General features: G+C 69.8%; 17 protein-coding genes. 8 read left to right on the forward strand and 9 right to left on the reverse strand.

Going from position 1 to position 16,694, the window contains the following annotated elements:
* Position 1: 1 nt before the first annotated feature.
* The 3 genes from ACWGSM_RS04905 to dnaB all read left to right on the forward strand — a co-directional run bounded on the left by ACWGSM_RS04905 (position 2) and on the right by dnaB (position 5,551).
* Positions 2–1,441 carry a GH1 family beta-glucosidase gene (locus ACWGSM_RS04905; RefSeq protein ID WP_452321835.1) on the forward strand — a complete coding sequence of 480 codons (1,440 nt, stop codon included), beginning with the start codon at positions 2–4 and terminating at the stop codon, positions 1,439–1,441.
* Between the two features lie 90 nt (positions 1,442–1,531).
* Positions 1,532–2,566, forward strand: a complete 1,035-nt coding sequence (locus tag ACWGSM_RS04910; protein ID WP_452321836.1) for a LacI family DNA-binding transcriptional regulator — start codon at positions 1,532–1,534, stop codon at positions 2,564–2,566.
* Positions 2,567–2,860: 294 nt separating this feature from the next.
* On the forward strand, positions 2,861–5,551 hold the full coding sequence (gene dnaB / locus ACWGSM_RS04915) for a replicative DNA helicase (protein ID WP_452321837.1): 2,691 nt from the start codon (positions 2,861–2,863) through the stop codon (positions 5,549–5,551).
* A 196-nt stretch (positions 5,552–5,747) separates the two neighbouring features.
* Here dnaB and ACWGSM_RS04920 read toward each other — a convergent pair whose 3' ends face one another.
* Positions 5,748–6,362 (reverse strand): TetR/AcrR family transcriptional regulator, encoded by a 615-nt coding sequence (locus ACWGSM_RS04920; protein ID WP_452321838.1) that lies wholly within the window; start codon positions 6,360–6,362, stop codon positions 5,748–5,750.
* Between the two features lie 72 nt (positions 6,363–6,434).
* On the opposite strand from ACWGSM_RS04920, the gene ACWGSM_RS04925 reads away from it, so the two are divergent.
* Together ACWGSM_RS04925 and ACWGSM_RS04930 are read left to right on the forward strand one after the other, a co-directional pair.
* The gene (locus ACWGSM_RS04925; RefSeq protein ID WP_452321839.1) at positions 6,435–6,878 is read left to right on the forward strand and encodes an ester cyclase; all 444 of its coding nucleotides are present in this window, start codon (positions 6,435–6,437) and stop codon (positions 6,876–6,878) included.
* Between the two features lie 79 nt (positions 6,879–6,957).
* Positions 6,958–7,605 (forward strand): LON peptidase substrate-binding domain-containing protein, encoded by a 648-nt coding sequence (locus ACWGSM_RS04930; protein WP_452321840.1) that lies wholly within the window; start codon positions 6,958–6,960, stop codon positions 7,603–7,605.
* A 9-nt stretch (positions 7,606–7,614) separates the two neighbouring features.
* Here the strand turns inward: ACWGSM_RS04930 and ACWGSM_RS04935 are convergent, their stop codons facing one another.
* The 5 genes from ACWGSM_RS04935 to ACWGSM_RS04955 all read right to left on the reverse strand — a co-directional run bounded on the left by ACWGSM_RS04935 (position 7,615) and on the right by ACWGSM_RS04955 (position 11,916).
* The gene (locus ACWGSM_RS04935; protein WP_452321841.1) at positions 7,615–8,112 is read right to left on the reverse strand and encodes a DUF427 domain-containing protein; all 498 of its coding nucleotides are present in this window, start codon (positions 8,110–8,112) and stop codon (positions 7,615–7,617) included.
* A 37-nt stretch (positions 8,113–8,149) separates the two neighbouring features.
* Positions 8,150–8,923 (reverse strand): alpha/beta fold hydrolase, encoded by a 774-nt coding sequence (locus tag ACWGSM_RS04940; RefSeq protein WP_452321842.1) that lies wholly within the window; start codon positions 8,921–8,923, stop codon positions 8,150–8,152.
* Between the two features lie 56 nt (positions 8,924–8,979).
* Positions 8,980–10,167 (reverse strand): AI-2E family transporter, encoded by a 1,188-nt coding sequence (locus ACWGSM_RS04945; protein ID WP_452321843.1) that lies wholly within the window; start codon positions 10,165–10,167, stop codon positions 8,980–8,982.
* Between the two features lie 115 nt (positions 10,168–10,282).
* Positions 10,283–10,939, reverse strand: a complete 657-nt coding sequence (locus ACWGSM_RS04950) for a histidine phosphatase family protein (RefSeq protein WP_452321844.1) — start codon at positions 10,937–10,939, stop codon at positions 10,283–10,285.
* Positions 10,940–10,998: 59 nt separating this feature from the next.
* Positions 10,999–11,916: a J domain-containing protein gene (locus ACWGSM_RS04955; RefSeq protein ID WP_452321845.1), complete on the reverse strand. Its 918-nt coding sequence runs from the start codon at positions 11,914–11,916 to the stop codon at positions 10,999–11,001.
* A gap of 29 nt (positions 11,917–11,945) precedes the next feature.
* Between ACWGSM_RS04955 and ACWGSM_RS04960 the strand changes: the two genes are divergently transcribed.
* Positions 11,946–12,134 carry a hypothetical protein gene (locus ACWGSM_RS04960; RefSeq protein WP_452321846.1) on the forward strand — a complete coding sequence of 63 codons (189 nt, stop codon included), beginning with the start codon at positions 11,946–11,948 and terminating at the stop codon, positions 12,132–12,134.
* 3 nt (positions 12,135–12,137) lie between these two features.
* On the opposite strand, the gene ACWGSM_RS04965 is transcribed toward ACWGSM_RS04960, so the two are convergent.
* From ACWGSM_RS04965 to ACWGSM_RS04975, 3 genes are all read right to left on the reverse strand, one after another.
* Positions 12,138–12,905, reverse strand: a complete 768-nt coding sequence (locus tag ACWGSM_RS04965) for an alpha/beta fold hydrolase (RefSeq protein ID WP_452321884.1) — start codon at positions 12,903–12,905, stop codon at positions 12,138–12,140.
* Between the two features lie 84 nt (positions 12,906–12,989).
* Positions 12,990–13,187: a hypothetical protein gene (locus ACWGSM_RS04970; RefSeq protein WP_452321847.1), complete on the reverse strand. Its 198-nt coding sequence runs from the start codon at positions 13,185–13,187 to the stop codon at positions 12,990–12,992.
* 69 nt (positions 13,188–13,256) lie between these two features.
* Entirely contained in the window at positions 13,257–14,231 is a 975-nt protein-coding gene (locus tag ACWGSM_RS04975) for a DNA topoisomerase IB (RefSeq protein ID WP_452321848.1), read from the reverse strand.
* Between the two features lie 179 nt (positions 14,232–14,410).
* Between ACWGSM_RS04975 and ACWGSM_RS04980 the strand changes: the two genes are divergently transcribed.
* Positions 14,411–15,901: an MATE family efflux transporter gene (locus ACWGSM_RS04980; RefSeq protein ID WP_452321885.1), complete on the forward strand. Its 1,491-nt coding sequence runs from the start codon at positions 14,411–14,413 to the stop codon at positions 15,899–15,901.
* A 165-nt stretch (positions 15,902–16,066) separates the two neighbouring features.
* Entirely contained in the window at positions 16,067–16,474 is a 408-nt protein-coding gene (locus ACWGSM_RS04985; RefSeq protein ID WP_452321849.1) for a hypothetical protein, read from the forward strand.
* Positions 16,475–16,694 lie beyond the last annotated feature (220 nt).

Genomic DNA, 16,694 nt, shown 5'->3' on the forward strand with positions numbered 1-16,694 from the left:
TATGACCATCGAGATGCAGGCGCACACCAGAGACAGCCCCGACTACCGGGACGCCGGACTCGACTTTCCCGCCGACTTCCTGATCGGCGCGGCCACGGCGGCGTATCAGATCGAGGGTGCCGCCACCGCAGACGGTCGCGGGCCCTCCATCTGGGACACGTTCAGCGCCACGCCGGGCAAGGTGGTCGACGGTGACACGGGCGACGTCGCCGTCGATCACTACAACCGGCTCGAATCCGACCTCGACCTCATGGCCGGCCTGGGCATCGAGGCCTATCGCTTCTCGATCTCATGGCCCCGCATCCAGCCGACGGGATCCGGGCCGGTGAACGAGGCGGGTCTCGCCTTCTACGGCCGTCTCGTCGACGGTCTGATCGCCCGCGGCATCCGTCCGATCGCCACTCTCTATCACTGGGACCTGCCGCAGGCGCTCGAGGATGCCGGCGGATGGACCAACCGCGAGACGGCTTACCGTTTCGCGGAGTACACCCGTCACCTCGCCGATGCGCTCGGCGATCGCGTGCCCGTCTGGACGACCCTGAACGAGCCGTGGTGCAGCGCGTTCCTCGGTTACGGTTCGGGTGCGCACGCCCCCGGCCGCACCGACGGCGCCGCAGCGCTTCAAGCCATGCACCATCTGAATCTGGCGCACGGTCTCGCGGTGCGGGTGCTGCGGGAGGTCGCGCCGCACGCAGAGGTGTCGGTGACGCTGAACTTCCATGTCGTCCGGGGTGCAGACGGCCAGGACTCCGAGGCCGTGCGGCGCATCGACGCCCTCGCGAACCGGTCGTTCACGCACCCCATGCTCGTCGGCGGCTACCCCGCCGATCTGATCGCGGACACCGCACAGGTCACCGACTGGCTGTTCGTGCGGCCCGGGGACGCCGAGATCATCCGGCAGCCGATCGACTTCCTCGGCGTCAACTACTACTCCACGACGCGGGTGCGGATGTGGGACGGCGTCGCCCCGCGCGAGCGGGCCGACGGACACAAGGACGTCGGCGGCTCGGCCTGGCCGGGCAGCGACGTCGTCGAGTTCCTGACGCAGGACGGCCCGTACACGGCGATGGGGTGGAACATCGCGCCCGACGGGCTCGAGGAGCTGCTGCTCACGCTCAGTCGCGAGCATCCGGGTCTTCCTCTCGTCATCACCGAGAACGGCGCCGCCTTCGACGACGAGCGCATCGACGATCGAGTGCACGACGACGCCAGGCTCGACTACCTGCGCCGTCACTTCACGGCGGCGCACCGCGCTCTGCAGCAGGGCGTGGACCTTCGCGGGTACCTCGTCTGGTCGCTGCTCGACAACTTCGAGTGGGGCTACGGGTACAGCAAGCGGTTCGGCATCGTGCACGTCGACTACGACACGCAGAAGCGCACGGTGAAGGACAGCGGACTGTGGCTGGCGCGGCTCATCGAGGAGCACCGGATCCCGGAGTGAGACGCCGCGCGTGCGTGGCGTACGGTGAAGAGGCCACCCTCGACCGCGAGGAGCCCACGATCGCGCGGGATGCGCAGCAGGAGACGAAGAGTGACGACGAGAGCGTCTCGCAGCGCGCAGCCCTGGGTCCCGACCCTCGAGGAGGTCGCGGCGCTGGCCGGAGTGTCGAGCTCGACCGCATCGCGGGTGATCAACGGGTCGCCGCGGGTCACCGAGAACACGGTCGCCCGGGTGAACGCGGCGATCGCCAAGGTCGGGTACGTGCCCAATCGTGCCGCCCGGAGCCTGGCTCGCCGCAGCACTCAGACCGTCGCCATGGTGATTCCGGAGCGTACAGCCGAATTCTTCGCAGACCCGTACTTCGCCGAGGTGATCCAGGGGGCCGCGATGTACGCGTCGTCGACCGAATACTCCCTCACCCTGCTGATCGAGTCGGAGAAGGATCCGGAGAAGACCCACCAGCTGCTCCGCCGCGGCAACGTGGACGGCGCGCTGATCCTCTCGCATCACAGTGCCTCCTCGTCGTATCGCGAGCTGGCGCGCACGCTGCCGGTCGTCTTCGGAGTGCGCCCGTCGGGAGAGACGGGCGACGAGATCCACGTCGTCGATGTCGACAACACCGCCGTCGGCTCGCTCGCGACCCAGCACCTCATCGATCGCGGCCGACGGCGGATCGCCACGATCAGCGGGCCTCTCGACACGTCGGCAGGTCAGGAGCGGCTGCAAGGCTGGCGCGACGCACTCGCGGCTGCCGGCATCGCAGAGGCCGGCAGTGAAGAGGGCGACTACACCCCGACCGGGGGAGCAGCAGCCGCACGTCGGCTGGTCGATGCGGGAGTGGAGATGGATGCCCTGTTCGTCGCGTCAGCGCAGATGGCAGCCGGTGCGCTGGGCGTGCTCAAAGAGCGGGGCATCAGCGTTCCGCATGACGTCGCCGTCGCCACCGTCGACAACAACGTGTTCTCGACGAGCGCGTCTCCGCAGCTCACGACGGTCGATCTGCACACCGCTGCGAAGGGGGCGGCGATGATGGCGACGATCGTGCGTCTGATCCGCGGAGAGCAGCTCGTGGCGGACTCGACGCTCCCTCTTGACCTCGTGATCCGCGAGTCGACCGGCTCGTGACGCGTCGCGGCGCGCCCGGGTGGGATCGCACTTGACTTTCCCCAGGTTCTGCACATCGGGCCTTCCGGTGGGCCAACCTTCAATCTCACGTTGAGGCGGAAATTCGTCCACAGGGTGGGGAACCGAAGAACTGCTGATCAGCAGGCAGAAAAATCGACGAACTCGAAACTCTCCACCGAGTTGTCCACACCCGTTCTGCACAGACACTCCGGAGTTCTTCGCACACTCTCCACACACTTATCCACAGGCGCGGTTGCATGGGGATAACCCGCCTTCTAGCTTGAGGGAGACCGGATGTCGGTGGCGCGTGTTCTGCTTGTGCCCGAGGCCGACTGCCCGCCGGTCTCAAGTGCCGGTGACGAGCGTCCAGTCGTGCCGGCCGGGAGGAGCACGGTGTCGATCGCAGATATCTCGAACGAGCGTCTGGGTAGTTCTCGCGCGCCCGAGCGCACCCCACCGCACGACCTTCTCGCCGAGCAGAGCGCCCTCGGCGGCATGCTGCTGTCGAAGGACGCCGTCGCCGATGTGATCGAGATGCTCAAGGGCGCCGACTTCTACGTGCCCAAGCACGAGCTGATCTTCGAGGCGATCCTTTCGCTGTACTCGCACGGCGAGCCCACCGACGTGGTGGCCGTGACCGACGAGCTGATCAAGACCGGTGAGCTGGGGCGCGCCGGCGGCGCCGACTACCTGCACACGCTCACCTCGATCGTTCCGACCGCGGCGAACGCCGGGTACTACGCGGGAATCGTGGCGGAGCGCGCGATCCTCCGGCGCCTCGTCGACGCGGGAACCCGCATCGTGCAGCTCGGCTACGCCGGGGAGGGTGACGCCGCCGACATCGTCAACAACGCCCAGGCCGAGATCTACTCGGTGACCGGCTCCGAGACGGCAGAAGACTACGTACCGCTCACGATCGCCGTCGACGCTGCTGTCGAAGAGATCGAGGCGGCCAACGGCCGCGACGGCACGATGACCGGCATCCCGACCGGATTCCGTGAGCTCGACGAGCTGACCAACGGTCTGCACGGCGGACAGATGATCGTCGTCGCCGCGAGACCCGCTATGGGCAAGGCGCTGGCGCTCGACACCCGGCTGCCCACCCCGACCGGGTGGACCACGATGGGTGAAGTGCAGATCGGCGACGAGCTGTACGACGCGCACGGTCGCCCCACACGGGTGGTCGCGGCGACGGATGTCATGGTCGAGCGTCCTTGCTACGAGGTCGAGTTCTCAGACGGGTCTGTCATCGTGGCCGATGCACAGCACCAGTGGGTGACCGAGACGCGCGCGACGCGTCGCTCGCCGGCGGGCGGATCGGTCACGGTCACCACCGAGCAGATCCGTGAAACGCTCACCGTCGGGGCGGACGCGCGGGCCAATCACTCGGTGCAGAACGCAGCCGCGCTGCGCGCCCCGGATGCTGCATTGCCCATCCCTCCGTACGTGCTGGGGGCCTGGCTCGGCGACGGGCACAGCGACGGTGCGCGCATGACGAGTGAGACTGCGGAGATCCCCGAGCTCATCGCGGCCACCGGCATCCGTACCGAGGCGCGTGGCAACATGCTCTACGCACTGAAGCTCCCCACCCAGACGATCGTGCGCGACTGCGAGGTCTGCGGCGTTCCGTTCACTGCTCGTCACCCGCACGTGCGCACCTGCGGCCGCACCTGCGGACCGAAGAACAAGGGCGCTCACCCCGAACGCCTGAGCTGCCCTGACTGCGGTTCGCCGTTCTCGGGGGAGGCGCAGCGCTGCGCGGACTGCTATCGCGACCACGGCTCGTTCACCGCCCTGCTCCGCGGGCTCGGCGTGATCGGAGACAAGCATGTGCCCGCACAGTATCTGCGCGCCTCCGTCAGCCAGCGCCGCGAGCTGCTCGCCGGTCTGATGGATACCGACGGCACAGTCGTCCGTGGCGCCGGCTCCTGCCAGTTCGCGGTGACGAACAAGCGGCTCGCCGACAGTGTGTACGAGCTGATCGTGAGCCTCGGATACAAGTGCGGGCGCACGTCCAAGCGAGTCGCCGGGCGCTCCGAGGCGTCGTCGACGTGTTACATCCTCAACTTCTCGACCGTCGACGACGTGTTCCGTCTGGAGCGCAAGCGCCGTCTGCACGAGCAGGAGCGGCCGGTCAGCATCGCCCGCATCGGCCGTCGCTACGTGAAGGCGGTGCGTCCGATCGCCAGCGTGCCGGTGCGATGCGTGCAGGTCGACAACGCCGAACACCTCTACCTCGCCGGTGAGTCGATGATCCCGACTCACAACTCGACGCTCGCCCTGGACTTCGCGCGCGCGGCAGCCATCGGCCACAACGAGCCGTCGATCTTCTTCTCGCTCGAGATGGGCAAGAGCGAGATCGCGATGCGCCTGCTCAGCGCCGAAGGCGCGATCCCGCTGCAGAACATGCGCAAGGGAACCCTCGACCCGCGCGACTGGACCACCGTCGCGGCCACTCGCGGACGGATCAACGACGCCCCGCTGTACATCGACGACAGCCCGAACATGACGCTCGTCGAGATCCGGGCCAAGTGCCGCCGGCTCAAGCAGCGCGAAGGCCTGCGCCTGGTCGTCATCGACTATCTGCAGCTGATGACGAGCGGCAAGCGCGTCGAGTCGCGTCAGCAGGAGGTCTCTGAGTTCTCGCGTGCGCTCAAGCTGCTCGCGAAAGAGCTGCAGGTGCCGGTGATCGCGCTGTCGCAGCTGAACCGTGGTGCCGAGCAGCGCTCCGACAAGAAGCCGGCGATCAGCGACCTTCGAGAGTCCGGCTCGATCGAGCAGGACGCCGACATGGTGATCCTGCTGCACCGCGAGGCCGCATACGACAAGGACATCCGTCCGGGCGAGGCAGACCTGATCGTCGCCAAGCACCGCAACGGACCCACCGCGACGATCACCGTCGCCTTCCAGGGCCACTACTCGCGGTTCAAGGACATGGCGCCCGGTGACTTCGGCGGAGGCGGCGGGGGCGGCGACTTCAACTGACCCCGGTGCTACTGGCACGCTGAACCTCGGGTACGCCAGGGTGCGCACCGCCTGCGGCGGCGCAGGCAGCGGCAGCGGCGTCGCCAGGAACGCCGGGTCATGACTGTCGATCATGCGGCTCATCGTGGCGCACGCCACTCCAGGGCACGAGCCGCCCTGCGTCGTCCGGCTCGCACGGCAGCTGTCGCGGACGACGTCAGTCGTTCTGCATCACCTGCGCGACGAGGGTCTCGGCGAGCCACGTCTCGAATCGGTCCGGGCTCCACCCCGAGGCGCCGACGAGTTCGCCGTACACGCCGGTCGCGCCGAGAGCGCGGAAGATCGCCTGCGCATCGTCGAGCGGGATGCTGAGGTCGTCGCGAACCGATGCGATCAGCTCATCCATGACGCGGTTGCGCCCACGCAGCTTGCCGTGCAGCAGCGCACGCGTGTCGGCGTCTTCATCGACGGCCGAGTCGAGGATCAGCGCGACGGCGAAGTCGGTCGCGTACAGGGTGGTGAGCCAGTGCGCCGCGCCACGCAGCCGCGACACGGCATCCGTCAGGGAGAGCACGTGGCGGGCGAGCGCTCGCGCGCCGGCGCGTTCGAGCCAGCGCTCGCAGATCAGGTTGAGGATCTCGCGCTTCGCGCCGAACGCCGCGTAGACCGTGCGCGTCGCGACGCCCGCGCGCGCGGCGATCGACTCCATGCTCGTGACGCTGTATCCCTCGCTGGCGAACAGCTCTCGCGCGGACTCGGCGATGCGCACCTTCGTCGCCTCGGCCTGCTGCTGCCGATAGGTCATCGTCTCGCTCTTGACACCGTCCGCCATCCCGACATACTATCCCTGCATTCAGCGCAGAACCGATGCAATGAATACAGACAAGATGCAAAGGAGTCCATCATGACTGGCACCACGACCGCGCGCGAGATGCTCGCCGTGGTCGAACGAATGCTCGTGGAGGGGTTCGCCGGCGGTCGCCTCGACGTCGCCGACGAACTCTGCTCGCCCGACCTGATCGAGCACCAGTTCGGGCTGACCGGCCGCGGAGCCGAGGCGATCGCGAAGATCCGCAATGGCATGAAGACCGTGCACGACGCCTTCCCCGACCTGCACTTCACGATCGGAGACTGGGCGATCGCGGGAGACACCATCTGGGTGCGGGCCGAAGCGACCGGCACGAACACCGGTCCGTTCATCGGCCCGCCGACCGGACGTCCGGTGCAGTTCACCGTGTACGACTCGGCCCGCGTCGTCGACGGCCGCATCGTGGAGCACTGGGGCGTGCCCGACCGGTTCGAGATCATGGTCCGCCTCGGACGGATCCCTGAACCGCAGGCCGCCTGACATTGATCTCAATGGATCGCACGTTCGTCGCTCCGGTCCGTCGGTGACCAGGGGTCGCTCGGGGTGGTTTACTTGCGCGATGGCAGCCACGGCGATGTTCCCGTTGGAGACGGTGCTCTTCCCGCACACGCCTCTCGCGCTGCGCGTCTTCGAGGAGCACTACCTGAAGATGCTCGGCGCGGCTCTCGAATCCCACGAGCCGTCGTTCGGGGTCGTGCTCATCGAACGCGGATCCGAGGCCGGGGGAGGGGACACCCGTTTCCGTACCGGCACGATGGCGCGGATCGTCGAGGTCGCCGCGACCGAGCGCGACATCGAGCTGCTCGTCGTCGGCGGGGAGCGCATCGAAGTGAGCGCCTGGTGGACCGACGAGGTCTACCCGACCGCCGAGGTGCACCCGATCGCCGAGCTGACCTGGGACCCTGCGCTCGCACCCCTGCGCGACGAAGCCGAGAAGCATGTGCGCCGCGTGCTCACCCGCGCGGCGCTGACCTCGGGGAGCCGGTGGGACCCGAACATCGAGATCTCCGACAACCCACTGGAGGCATCGTGGCAGCTCGCGGCGATCGCGCCGCTGGGGCCGATCGACCAGCTCGAACTGCTGCAGGCCACCTCGCTCGCCGGACTGCTTGCCCGCATCATCGACCTCACGCTCGAGGCCGAGCAGATCCTCACCGCGACGTTCGACGGCGGTGACGACAACGACGGCCCAGGGCTCACCGCCTGACCCGGCGCGTCACCACCCCATCGAGCCCGGTGCGCCCTTGAACGGGCCGCGGATGCGGGACGTGATCCAGCCGCCGTAGAAGCGACCCGGCTGCGGGGTGACCCGCTCGTCGCCCACGGTGCACGCATCCATGTCGCCGGCGTAGACCGCGACCCGCCCGGTCAGCGCCTCGAATCCGCGTGCAGGGTGCGGATAGGTCCACGCGGCTCCCGGCACGACACGGTCGCCGCCGCGCACGTCGAAGTACGCTGCTGCGCTTTTGAACTCGCAGAACGACGATCCGGATGACGGGACGAGCGCACCCTCGATGAACGAGTCGCTCGGCAGGTAGTAGCCCGGCGGATGGCTGGTCTCCAGCACCCGGACCGCATCGACGGTGTCGGCGATCAGCACGCCTCCCAGACGGATCGTGATCCGCTCGGTCACCGGCTCGATGCGCGGTGGCCGCGGGTACCCCCACACCGACTCCTCGCCCGCGCGGATGGGGTCGGGTACCGGCCGTCTCATACCGCGAGATTACTCTCCGCCTGCTGAAACGGCGCGGTCACACCCGCCCCGCGATGACCCGCGCGGTCGCCGCCGGATCGGGGCGGTGCATGATCGACTCGGGCACGATCACCAGCTCGGCGCCCTCGACCTCACCCGCGAGCCGGTCGGACGACGCGACGAGGAACGGGAAAGTCTGCGCGCCGCGCAGCACCGTCACCGGCACATCGACGTCGAGCAGAGCGGCATCCGGATGCCGATAGCGCAGCGTCAGCCGCGCGTCATACACGGTCGACTGCGCGAGTGGGGCGAGGGCGGCCAGCTGACCATTCGCGCGGCCCGCCTCCACCATCTCAGCGGGCAGCCCCACGGCGTCGCGCTGGAATGCCGCGACGGCGTCTTCGCGGTGCCCGGTGTCGACCAGTTCCTGCAGCCGTCGCGGCAGCTCCTCGCCCCACCCCTGCGCGTCGAAGTCGATCGGCGGCTCCGACAGGAACAGCGCACCGGTCGGCACCCCGCGCGAAGCGGCGAACAGCGCGAGGATCGCACCCGACGAGTGGCCGAGCACGGCATCCACCCCGCCGACCGCTCCGATGACGGCGGCCAGATCGTCGGCCTCGTCGGCCGGAGCCGACTCCCGGCGGTCGCCGCTCGCGCCGCGCGCCCGGCGATCCCAGGTGACCGCCCGGAACCCGGCTTCGGCCAGCGCTTCGGCCAGCGGCCCGGCATCCGCGGCGGTCGACAGCGCGCCGTTCACGACGACGACGGCCGGCCCCGCCCCGGTCGTCGCGTAGGAGATCTCGGTTCCGTCTGCGGAGGTCGCGATGCTCATGACGCCATGCAACCACTCCGGCGGTCCGAGCGCGACAGGTTCTCGCTGAGCGCTCCTCAGGCGACCTCCACGGCCGTGCTCTGCGCGGCCTCGGGTTCACGCGGCTTGCGCCGGGCCCACTTGGCCGGCAGGTTCTCGCCGTCCCACACCTGGATGATGCCCCACACGGCGGCGGTGGTCGGCACGGCCAGCACGGCCCCGACCAGGCCACTGAGAGCGGTGCCCACGGCCAGGGCGACGAGGATCACGAACGCGTGCAGCTTCATGGTGCGTCCCATCAGGAACGGCTGCAGCAGGTTGCCCTCCAGCTGGTTGACCAGCACGACCACCCCGACAACGAGCAGGGCGCTCACCCAGCCGTTGGCCACGAGGGCCACCAGCGCCGCGAGCACGCCGGCCAGCGTCGCACCGACGATGGGGATGAACGCCAGCAGGAACACGAGCACGGCGAGCGGGATCGCAAGCGGCACCTGCAGGATGAGCAGGCCGATGAGGATGCCGACGGCATCCACCAGCGCCACCGTCGCCGTCCCGCGCACGTACGACCCGAGCACGCCCACGGTCTTGTGGCCGATCCGGCGCACGCGGCGCTCGTTCTCGCCGTGGAACGGCCGCAGCAGGAACTCCCACATCTGCGGCCCGTCCTTGAGGAAGAAGAAGAGGATGGTGACCAGCAGCACGAACCCGGTCGCGAAGCTCGCCACCGCGCTGACTCCGGCGAGGGCGCCGGAGCCGAATTGGGAGCTCGTGACGAAGTCGGTGAGCGTCTTGGTCCACTCCTCGATCTGGTCGGGGGTGAACAGCTGGAACGGTAGCGTGTCGATCCAGTCGATGACATGGTCGATGCCCTGTTGCGCCTGCGCGTACAGGTCGTCCCACTGATCGCGGACCGCCCACACGATGAGCCAGCTCAGTCCACTGAGCACCGCGACGATCGTCAGCAGGGTGATGATCGTCGCCAGCAGATCCGGCACGTGGTGCCGGCGCAGCCAGTTCATGGCTGGGGCGAACGCGCACGCGAGGATGAGCGCGATCGCGAGGGGGATGGTGACCAGGGTGAGGTACTGGATGACGAACACGATGCCGGCCGCGACGGCGATCACCAGCAGGATCTGGACCGAGCGGATGCCGAGGCGTCCGAACGCGTCGGCCCACAGGCTCCACGGCGCGCGAGTCGCACGCGGCTCCACCGTCGTCTGATCGAGCTGGACACGGCGGGGACGATCGCTGCGGAACAGGTGCATGACGCGAGCCTAAGTGCCGCGCGTCACGCGCGGCGAGCGGTTGACCGCGCGGCGAGAACGCCGCACAATGCCCGGCCTATGCGCGGTCGCTGCCGGCGGGCAGGCCGATCCCGTCTCAGGACTCGGCGGGCTGCATGGGCAGGCGCGGTCCGTGGTTCCAGGCGAGGATCGCCGGCTGCTCGCGGGCGTACCCCAGCACCGACACCGATCCCGCGTCCAGCGAGATCGACGCGCCGAACCGGGGCGCCTGCCGCAGGAACACTGCGGTGAGGATGCGCAGGTAGTGGCCGTGCGCGACGAGGGCGACATCTCCGGATGCCATCGCCGGCAGCACCCTCGTCAGCACGCGGGATGCCCGAGCGGCGACCTCCTCGACCGTCTCGCCCGGCGTCTCGCCGCGGATCACTCCGTGCTCGAAGGTGGTCCAGTTGTAGCCCAGCTCCGCCCGGATCTCCTTCGTGGTGCGGCCCTCGTATCCGCCGTAGTCCCACTCCACCAGCAGCGGATCGATCGCCGCCGTCAGCCCGGCGAGCTCGGCCGTGCGGCGGGCGCGCTGCAGCGGCGAACTCAGCACGAGCCGGAAGTCGTAGCCCGTCACCAGCTCGCCCGCCGACCGGGCGAGCTCTTCGCCGTGCGGGGTGAGCGGGATGTCGGTCAGGCCGGTGTGCTTCCCGGTGCGCGACCACTCGGTCTCGCCGTGCCGCAGCAGCACGAGCTTGCCCTCCGGGGCGTCTGGGGCGGGGTGATCGGGCAGCGGGTCGGTGGCATCCACGCTCTCACCGTAACCCTCGCGGCCGCGTCCGGCGCGGGCATCCGATCCTCCGCGGGCTGTCAGGGGGAGAGCACGCCGGTGCTGTGCGTCAATCGGCTGCGCACGTCGAACGCCTCGTTGCCGCCGAGCACACGGGCTCCCGGAACCCCGCCGCGCAGCACCGTGCGCAGTGCGCTGCGGCGCACGACCACGACCGGCACGCCTCGCACAGAGCCCAGCGGCGTGACCGCGTCGTCGAGGTCGTCGTCGGGGAGGATGAGGATCGCGCCGCCGAAGCGCACGCGCGCAGCGCGCGCCACGATCCGCATGCGGGAGAGCAGGTCGCCGATCGGTGTGGCGCCGCCGACGTGGCCGCCGATGACCTCTCCCCGACGGAACCGCACGGGCCCGCCGAAATCCTCGGACATGAGTCCGTACAGCCCGGTCGGGCCCAGTACGACGTGGTCGAGCTTCGCGTCGTCGTCCTCGCCGGTGACGACGTCGTGCCAGGCGGTGAACCCGATGCCGAGCTCGTCGATGGCCGCGGCGGTGGCCTCCTCGGCCAGCGCGTCGGCCAGCATGCGCCGCGCCTCCCACGACGCGGCGCGCACGATGAGCGGGTCGTAGGCCTCGGCATCCGTCACCGCGTGAGCGAGCTGGTCGGCGAGAAGATCCCGGTAGCGGCGGCGGCGCCAGGCGCCCGCCTGGCCGTGCGAGCGGCCGCGCGGGCGGGTGCCGGTCGCGCCGGGAGCCGGCCGGCGCGCCGCCCAGGATGCCTCGCCCCGCCCCTGGTCGTAGGCGGCGCGCGCCGCCGGGGTGCCGACGAGTTCCCACGCCCGCTGCACCCGCACGAACACCGCGGCGTCGCCGCCGGTGTCGGGGTGCGTCTGGCGCAGTCGCAGGCGGTAGGCGCGGCGCAGCTCGTCGTCCGAGACGGTGGCGTCGACTCCGAGCAGCTCGTACGCGGATGCCGAGAGCGGGCCGTCGAAGGTCACCATCACACGGTAGACGCTTCTAGGCTGAAGGCATGACCAAGAGCACCATCTGGACCATCGTCGCCGTCGTCGTCTCGGTCGTCATCGCATTCTGGATCGTGAACGCCCTCTTCTCGCTGATCTGGCTCATCGCGAAACTCGCGATCGTCGCCGTCGTCGCGGTGATCGTCTTCGCGGTCATCCGCACGCTCATGGCCCGCTCCAGCGACGAGCGACGCTGAGGCTCAGCCCCGCAGGAACTCCAGCGCGGCCAGGCGGAACGCCTTCGAACCCGGCGCGTTGAAGTGGTGCCGACCGGGGATCTCGAAGAACGTCGCCTGCGCGGCCGCCTCGGCGAGCCGCCGCGACCCCTCGAGCACGCCGTCTCTGTCGCCGGTCGCGAACAGCACCGGCTGCTGCGGAGCGTGCGCGGGGTCGGGGTCGATCGAGCGCGAATCGCGCATGCCCTCGGCCAGCGCGAGCAGCGCGTGCATGTCGTTGCCGGCCACCCGCTCGGCCAGCGCGATGTAGTTCTGCGTCACGGGGTCCTCGACGGGCGTGCCGTCCATGGCGTACCGGCGCACCTGATCGGTGTCGAGCCGGTCGAGTGGGATGCCGTCGGGAACCCCGCCGAGCACCGCCCGTGGGATGCGGTCGCCGAGATCCAGCGCCACCTGCCACCCCACACGTGCGCCGAGGGAGTAACCCGCGTACAGCGCCTCGTCGAGGAGGAACGTGTCGAGCACGGCCTCGATGTCGCGGGCGAGGTTGCGCACCGTGTACCCGGCGGAGTCGTGCGGCTTCTGGCTCGCGCCGTGCCCGCGCTGGTCGATGCCGAGCACCCGGAAGCCCTCGCGCTCGAGCATGCGCACCCAGCCGGTGTGCACCCAGGTGTCGGCCGTGCTCGACGCGAACCCGTGCACGAGAACGACGGTGGGCCCGCTCTCGTCACCCCACGAGTACGTCGCGAGGGCGACGCCGTCGCCCACCTCGACGTATTGGGGCTCGGGCATCGTCGAGAGCGCGGAGAGGATGTCGACCACACCTCCATCATGCTCCTGCGCGGCGCGGTGAGCGCTGTTCTTCGAAGCCGCGTCTCAGCCCTCGGCCTGTGACGGATGGCCCGTCGTGTCGGGATCGGGCCGCGTCGGCGGGTCCTCCGGATCCTCGCCTTCGGCCTGACTGGGGTGATCGCCGCCGCCCGAGCGGCCGCTGGTGTCTGTCTCCTGCCTGCCCTCGTCGCGGGGTTCGAGGTCTTCGGTGCCGCGCTCATCGGCTGAGGCGTCGTCGTTCATCGCTCCTCCTTCATCATGTGCCGGTGACGATAGCCCGGGCATCCGGCGTGGCCCACCGGGTTGACAGGCTCAGCTGAACAGCGTCACGAGCTGACCCTCGACGCGTCGCGACGGGTCGACGACGACGCCCTCGTCGTACAGGTCGAACACGCGCGGATCGATGTAACTGGCGCGGGCGACGGCGGGAGTGTTGCCCAGGGCGGATGCCGCGACGCGCACGGCCTGGGCGGCAGCGCGCGAGCGCGCGGTCGCCGTCGGCTTCAGGCCGATCCGGGCCAGGGCGACGGCCGCCGAGATGGTGCCGTGCAGGGTGCGGAAGTCCTTCGCCGTGAAGTCTCCGCCGGTGCGGAGTCTGACGTCGTCGTTGATGTCGGCCGCGCGAAGCGGATGCCAGGCGGCGGTGTGCGCGGTGCCGTCCTGCCAGCTCAGCAGCAGCGAGCGACCGCCGCGGCGCTTCAGCCCGGCGATGAGCACGGCGAGGTCGGCGTCGTCGATCTCGGATTCCCAGGGCTGGCCGCTCTTGCCGGGAAAGCGCAGCTCCACGACCCGGCCGCCGCGCACCCGGGCGTGCGACCCGCGCAGGGTGACCAGTCCGATGCTGCCGTGCGCTCTCGCATACTGTTCCGAGCCGACACGCAGCAGGGCCGAGTCGAGCATCCGGAATGCACCCGCGAGCAACCGCGGCCGACCGAACCCGTCGGTGCGCAGGTCGCGGGTCACGCCGCCCCGGGCGGCGGGAAGCACGTCGGCGAGCTGCAGCATGCGATCGAACTTCTCGCGCGCCATCCGCTCGTGCCAGGCCGGATGGTAGATGTACTGGCGCCGGCCGGCGGCATCGACCCCGGTCGCGAGGATGTGCCCGTTCGCGTAGGGGCACAGCCACACGTCGCTCCACGCGGGCGGCACGACGAGCTCGCGCAGCCGCGCTAGCGTGCCGGGGTCGTCGACCGCCGCCCCGTCGGCCGCGAGGAACCGGTACCCCCGACCATGACGCACGCGGCGGATGCCGGGGGCGTGCGGATCGCTTCGACGCAGGCGGGTCATGCATCCGGACTACCCAACCGGAGCAGCCGCGGGCAAGCCCCTGGCGGCGCGCGACGGAAAGGAATACATCTGTCCCTGTCGACCTGGTCGAAACGATTCGATAGACTGTTGGACGCGGCGCCGTGACGATCCACGGTGCCGCCGTCTTTTTGCCGGCATCCCTCGTCCCCCGGATCATCATGGCCACCACCCTCATCACCGGCCGCCCTTGGCGCGTCATCCTGCTCTTCTCCGTGCCCCTGCTCATCGGCAACGTCGTGCAGCAGCTCTACCAGTTCGTCGACACGATCGTCGTCGGACGCCAGCTCGGCGTCGACTCGCTGGCGGCGGTCGGCGCGACCGGCAGCCTGATCTTCCTCATCATCGGGTTCGCGTGGGGTCTCGCCAGCGGCTTCGCGATCCCCACCGCGCAGGCGTTCGGTGCGGGGGACGCCCGAGGCGTGAGCCGCTCGGTCGCGACGGGCACTCTGCTCACCGCCGTCACCAGCCTGATCCTGACCGTGCTCGGGCCGCTCATCGCGCGCCCGTTCCTCGAGCTGCTGCAGACCCCACCCGAGCTGCTCGCCGAGGCGACGACCTTCACGCAGGTGACGTTCATCGGCGGCAGCACGATCATGTTCTTCAACTACCTGGCGGCCATCATCCGCGCGATCGGCGACTCGACGACGCCGCTGGTGTTCCTCACCATCTCGTGCGGGTTGAACGTCGCCCTCGTGATTCTCATGGTCGGACCGCTGGGCTGGGGCGTCGCCGGGGCAGCGCTGGCCACGGTGATCGCGCAGGCCGTCTCGGTGCTGCTCTGCCTCGGATACCTGTTGCGCAAGCTGCCCGTGCTGCACGTGCACCGCGATGACTGGAAGGTGCGCCGCGCCGACGCGCTCGAGCACCTGCGGCTCGGTCTGCCGATGGGATTCCAGGCCTCCATCATCGCGATCGGCGCCCTCGCCGTGCAGGTGGCGCTGAACACGCTCGGCGCCGATGCGGTCGCCGCGTACACCGCGGCATCCCGCATCGACGGACTCGCCGTCGCCCTTCTCGCCTCGCTGGGACTCGCGTCGTCGATGTACGCCGCGCAGAACCTGGGCGCTCGCCGCCCCGACCGCATCCGCCGGGGCACGATCCAGGCGCTGTGGATGGCGATCGCCACGTCGGTGCTGCTCGGCGTGATCATGATCGCGTTCGGCGCCTCGGTGGTGCGGCTGTTCGTCGGCGACGGATCCGAACGGGTCGTCGATCTCGCCCACCAGATGCTCATCATCAACGGCGTGAGCTACGCGGCCCTCGGCGTGCTGTTCGTGCTGCGCGGCGTGCTGCAGGGCGTCGGCCGGGTCGCCATCCCCACCATCACCGGCGTCGTCGAGCTGGTCGCGCGCGTGATCGCTGCCGTCGCGCTGGGCGCGGTCTGGGACTTCGCGGGCGTCGCGCTCAGCAATCCACTCGCGTGGATCGGGGCGGTCGTGATTCTCGTGCCGGCCTACCTCTCCGCGCATCGGTCCTTCAGCCGCATGCCGGTCGAGCCGATCGAGACGACCCTCACGACGCCCATCCCGGTGATCGGTCCGACGGAGGGATCGCGGATGGTGGACGCCGTGTTCACCGCCCCCGCGCCCGTCGTCGTGGGCCGGTTGAGCGCCCTGCGTCTTCCCCGGAGGGGGCGGCGGACGCGCTGAGCGATCGGCTGCGGGAGATGTGCGCGAGTCATCCGCCAGGATGATGCCGAATCGTTCCCCTGGCCGATGCACGAACGCGATCTTCGCGCGTAACGTGGCTGGCACGAGCACGCTGCGATGCGGCGTGCGGGTGACCGGGGGGTCGGGGAAATGTCCAGTCTTGCCATGGCCAACACGTTGGCAGAAGTGCTCGTGCCGATCGGCAGTGCGGGTGCGGTTCTCGCCGTCGTCTGCGCGCTCGTGACCGCCTTCGCGCTCGTGCGCGGCGCGGCGGGGCTGGCCGGGGGCGGTGTGGGCGTCTGGATCCTGGGCGCGATGCTGAGCCTGTGCGCATCGTTCGCCACGGTGTGGACGCCGGTCTTCGTGTCGTTGGGCGCGCTCGCGGCAGCCTTCGTGGTCGGAGGCCTCGGGCGGACTCTGCTGCGCGGCATCCGCCGCTCGCGCACCGAGACGGCAGTCGCGGCGCCATCGGTCGAACCCGCAGCGGAGCCGGCGAAGGCGAGCGCACCGCGTACGACGGGACGCAGCGCACCCGCACGCCCCGTCGGCGATTCCATCCGCGTCGCCTCCTGACCTCCTGGCCCGTCGGGTACCGCTGGGGGGTTTCACTCGCGTGGCCGGGCGTGTCTTTGTGGATTGTGAACAGAAACTGAGTGTCACCAAGTGGGGAACTTGGTGTCGGGGTTCAAGGTACCGTCGCGGCTGAGCATCCGCCCATACGCTCACCGAGGGCGACGAGGCCCCCCGACCCTGGAGTGCTCAATGACGAGTGGTACCCCTCACGCGCACGGAA

The sequence above is a fragment of the Microbacterium sp. NPDC055521 genome (assembly GCF_053619695.1).

What these genes read in the sequence shown, in the direction of transcription:
- ACWGSM_RS04905 (WP_452321835.1), top strand. Translation starts at nt 2, where the DNA reads ATGACCATCGAGATGCAGGCGCACACCAGAGACAGCCCCGACTACCGG.
- dnaB (WP_452321837.1), top strand. Translation starts at nt 2,861, where the DNA reads ATGTCGGTGGCGCGTGTTCTGCTTGTGCCCGAGGCCGACTGCCCGCCG.
- ACWGSM_RS04920 (WP_452321838.1), bottom strand. Translation starts at nt 6,362, where the DNA reads ATGGCGGACGGTGTCAAGAGCGAGACGATGACCTATCGGCAGCAGCAG.
- ACWGSM_RS04925 (WP_452321839.1), top strand. Translation starts at nt 6,435, where the DNA reads ATGACTGGCACCACGACCGCGCGCGAGATGCTCGCCGTGGTCGAACGA.
- ACWGSM_RS04930 (WP_452321840.1), top strand. Translation starts at nt 6,958, where the DNA reads ATGGCAGCCACGGCGATGTTCCCGTTGGAGACGGTGCTCTTCCCGCAC.
- ACWGSM_RS04935 (WP_452321841.1), bottom strand. Translation starts at nt 8,112, where the DNA reads ATGAGACGGCCGGTACCCGACCCCATCCGCGCGGGCGAGGAGTCGGTG.
- ACWGSM_RS04940 (WP_452321842.1), bottom strand. Translation starts at nt 8,923, where the DNA reads ATGAGCATCGCGACCTCCGCAGACGGAACCGAGATCTCCTACGCGACG.
- ACWGSM_RS04945 (WP_452321843.1), bottom strand. Translation starts at nt 10,167, where the DNA reads ATGCACCTGTTCCGCAGCGATCGTCCCCGCCGTGTCCAGCTCGATCAG.
- ACWGSM_RS04955 (WP_452321845.1), bottom strand. Translation starts at nt 11,916, where the DNA reads ATGGTGACCTTCGACGGCCCGCTCTCGGCATCCGCGTACGAGCTGCTC.
- ACWGSM_RS04960 (WP_452321846.1), top strand. Translation starts at nt 11,946, where the DNA reads ATGACCAAGAGCACCATCTGGACCATCGTCGCCGTCGTCGTCTCGGTC.
- ACWGSM_RS04965 (WP_452321884.1), bottom strand. Translation starts at nt 12,905, where the DNA reads ATGCCCGAGCCCCAATACGTCGAGGTGGGCGACGGCGTCGCCCTCGCG.
- ACWGSM_RS04970 (WP_452321847.1), bottom strand. Translation starts at nt 13,187, where the DNA reads ATGAACGACGACGCCTCAGCCGATGAGCGCGGCACCGAAGACCTCGAA.
- ACWGSM_RS04975 (WP_452321848.1), bottom strand. Translation starts at nt 14,231, where the DNA reads ATGACCCGCCTGCGTCGAAGCGATCCGCACGCCCCCGGCATCCGCCGC.
- ACWGSM_RS04980 (WP_452321885.1), top strand. Translation starts at nt 14,411, where the DNA reads ATGGCCACCACCCTCATCACCGGCCGCCCTTGGCGCGTCATCCTGCTC.
- ACWGSM_RS04985 (WP_452321849.1), top strand. Translation starts at nt 16,067, where the DNA reads ATGGCCAACACGTTGGCAGAAGTGCTCGTGCCGATCGGCAGTGCGGGT.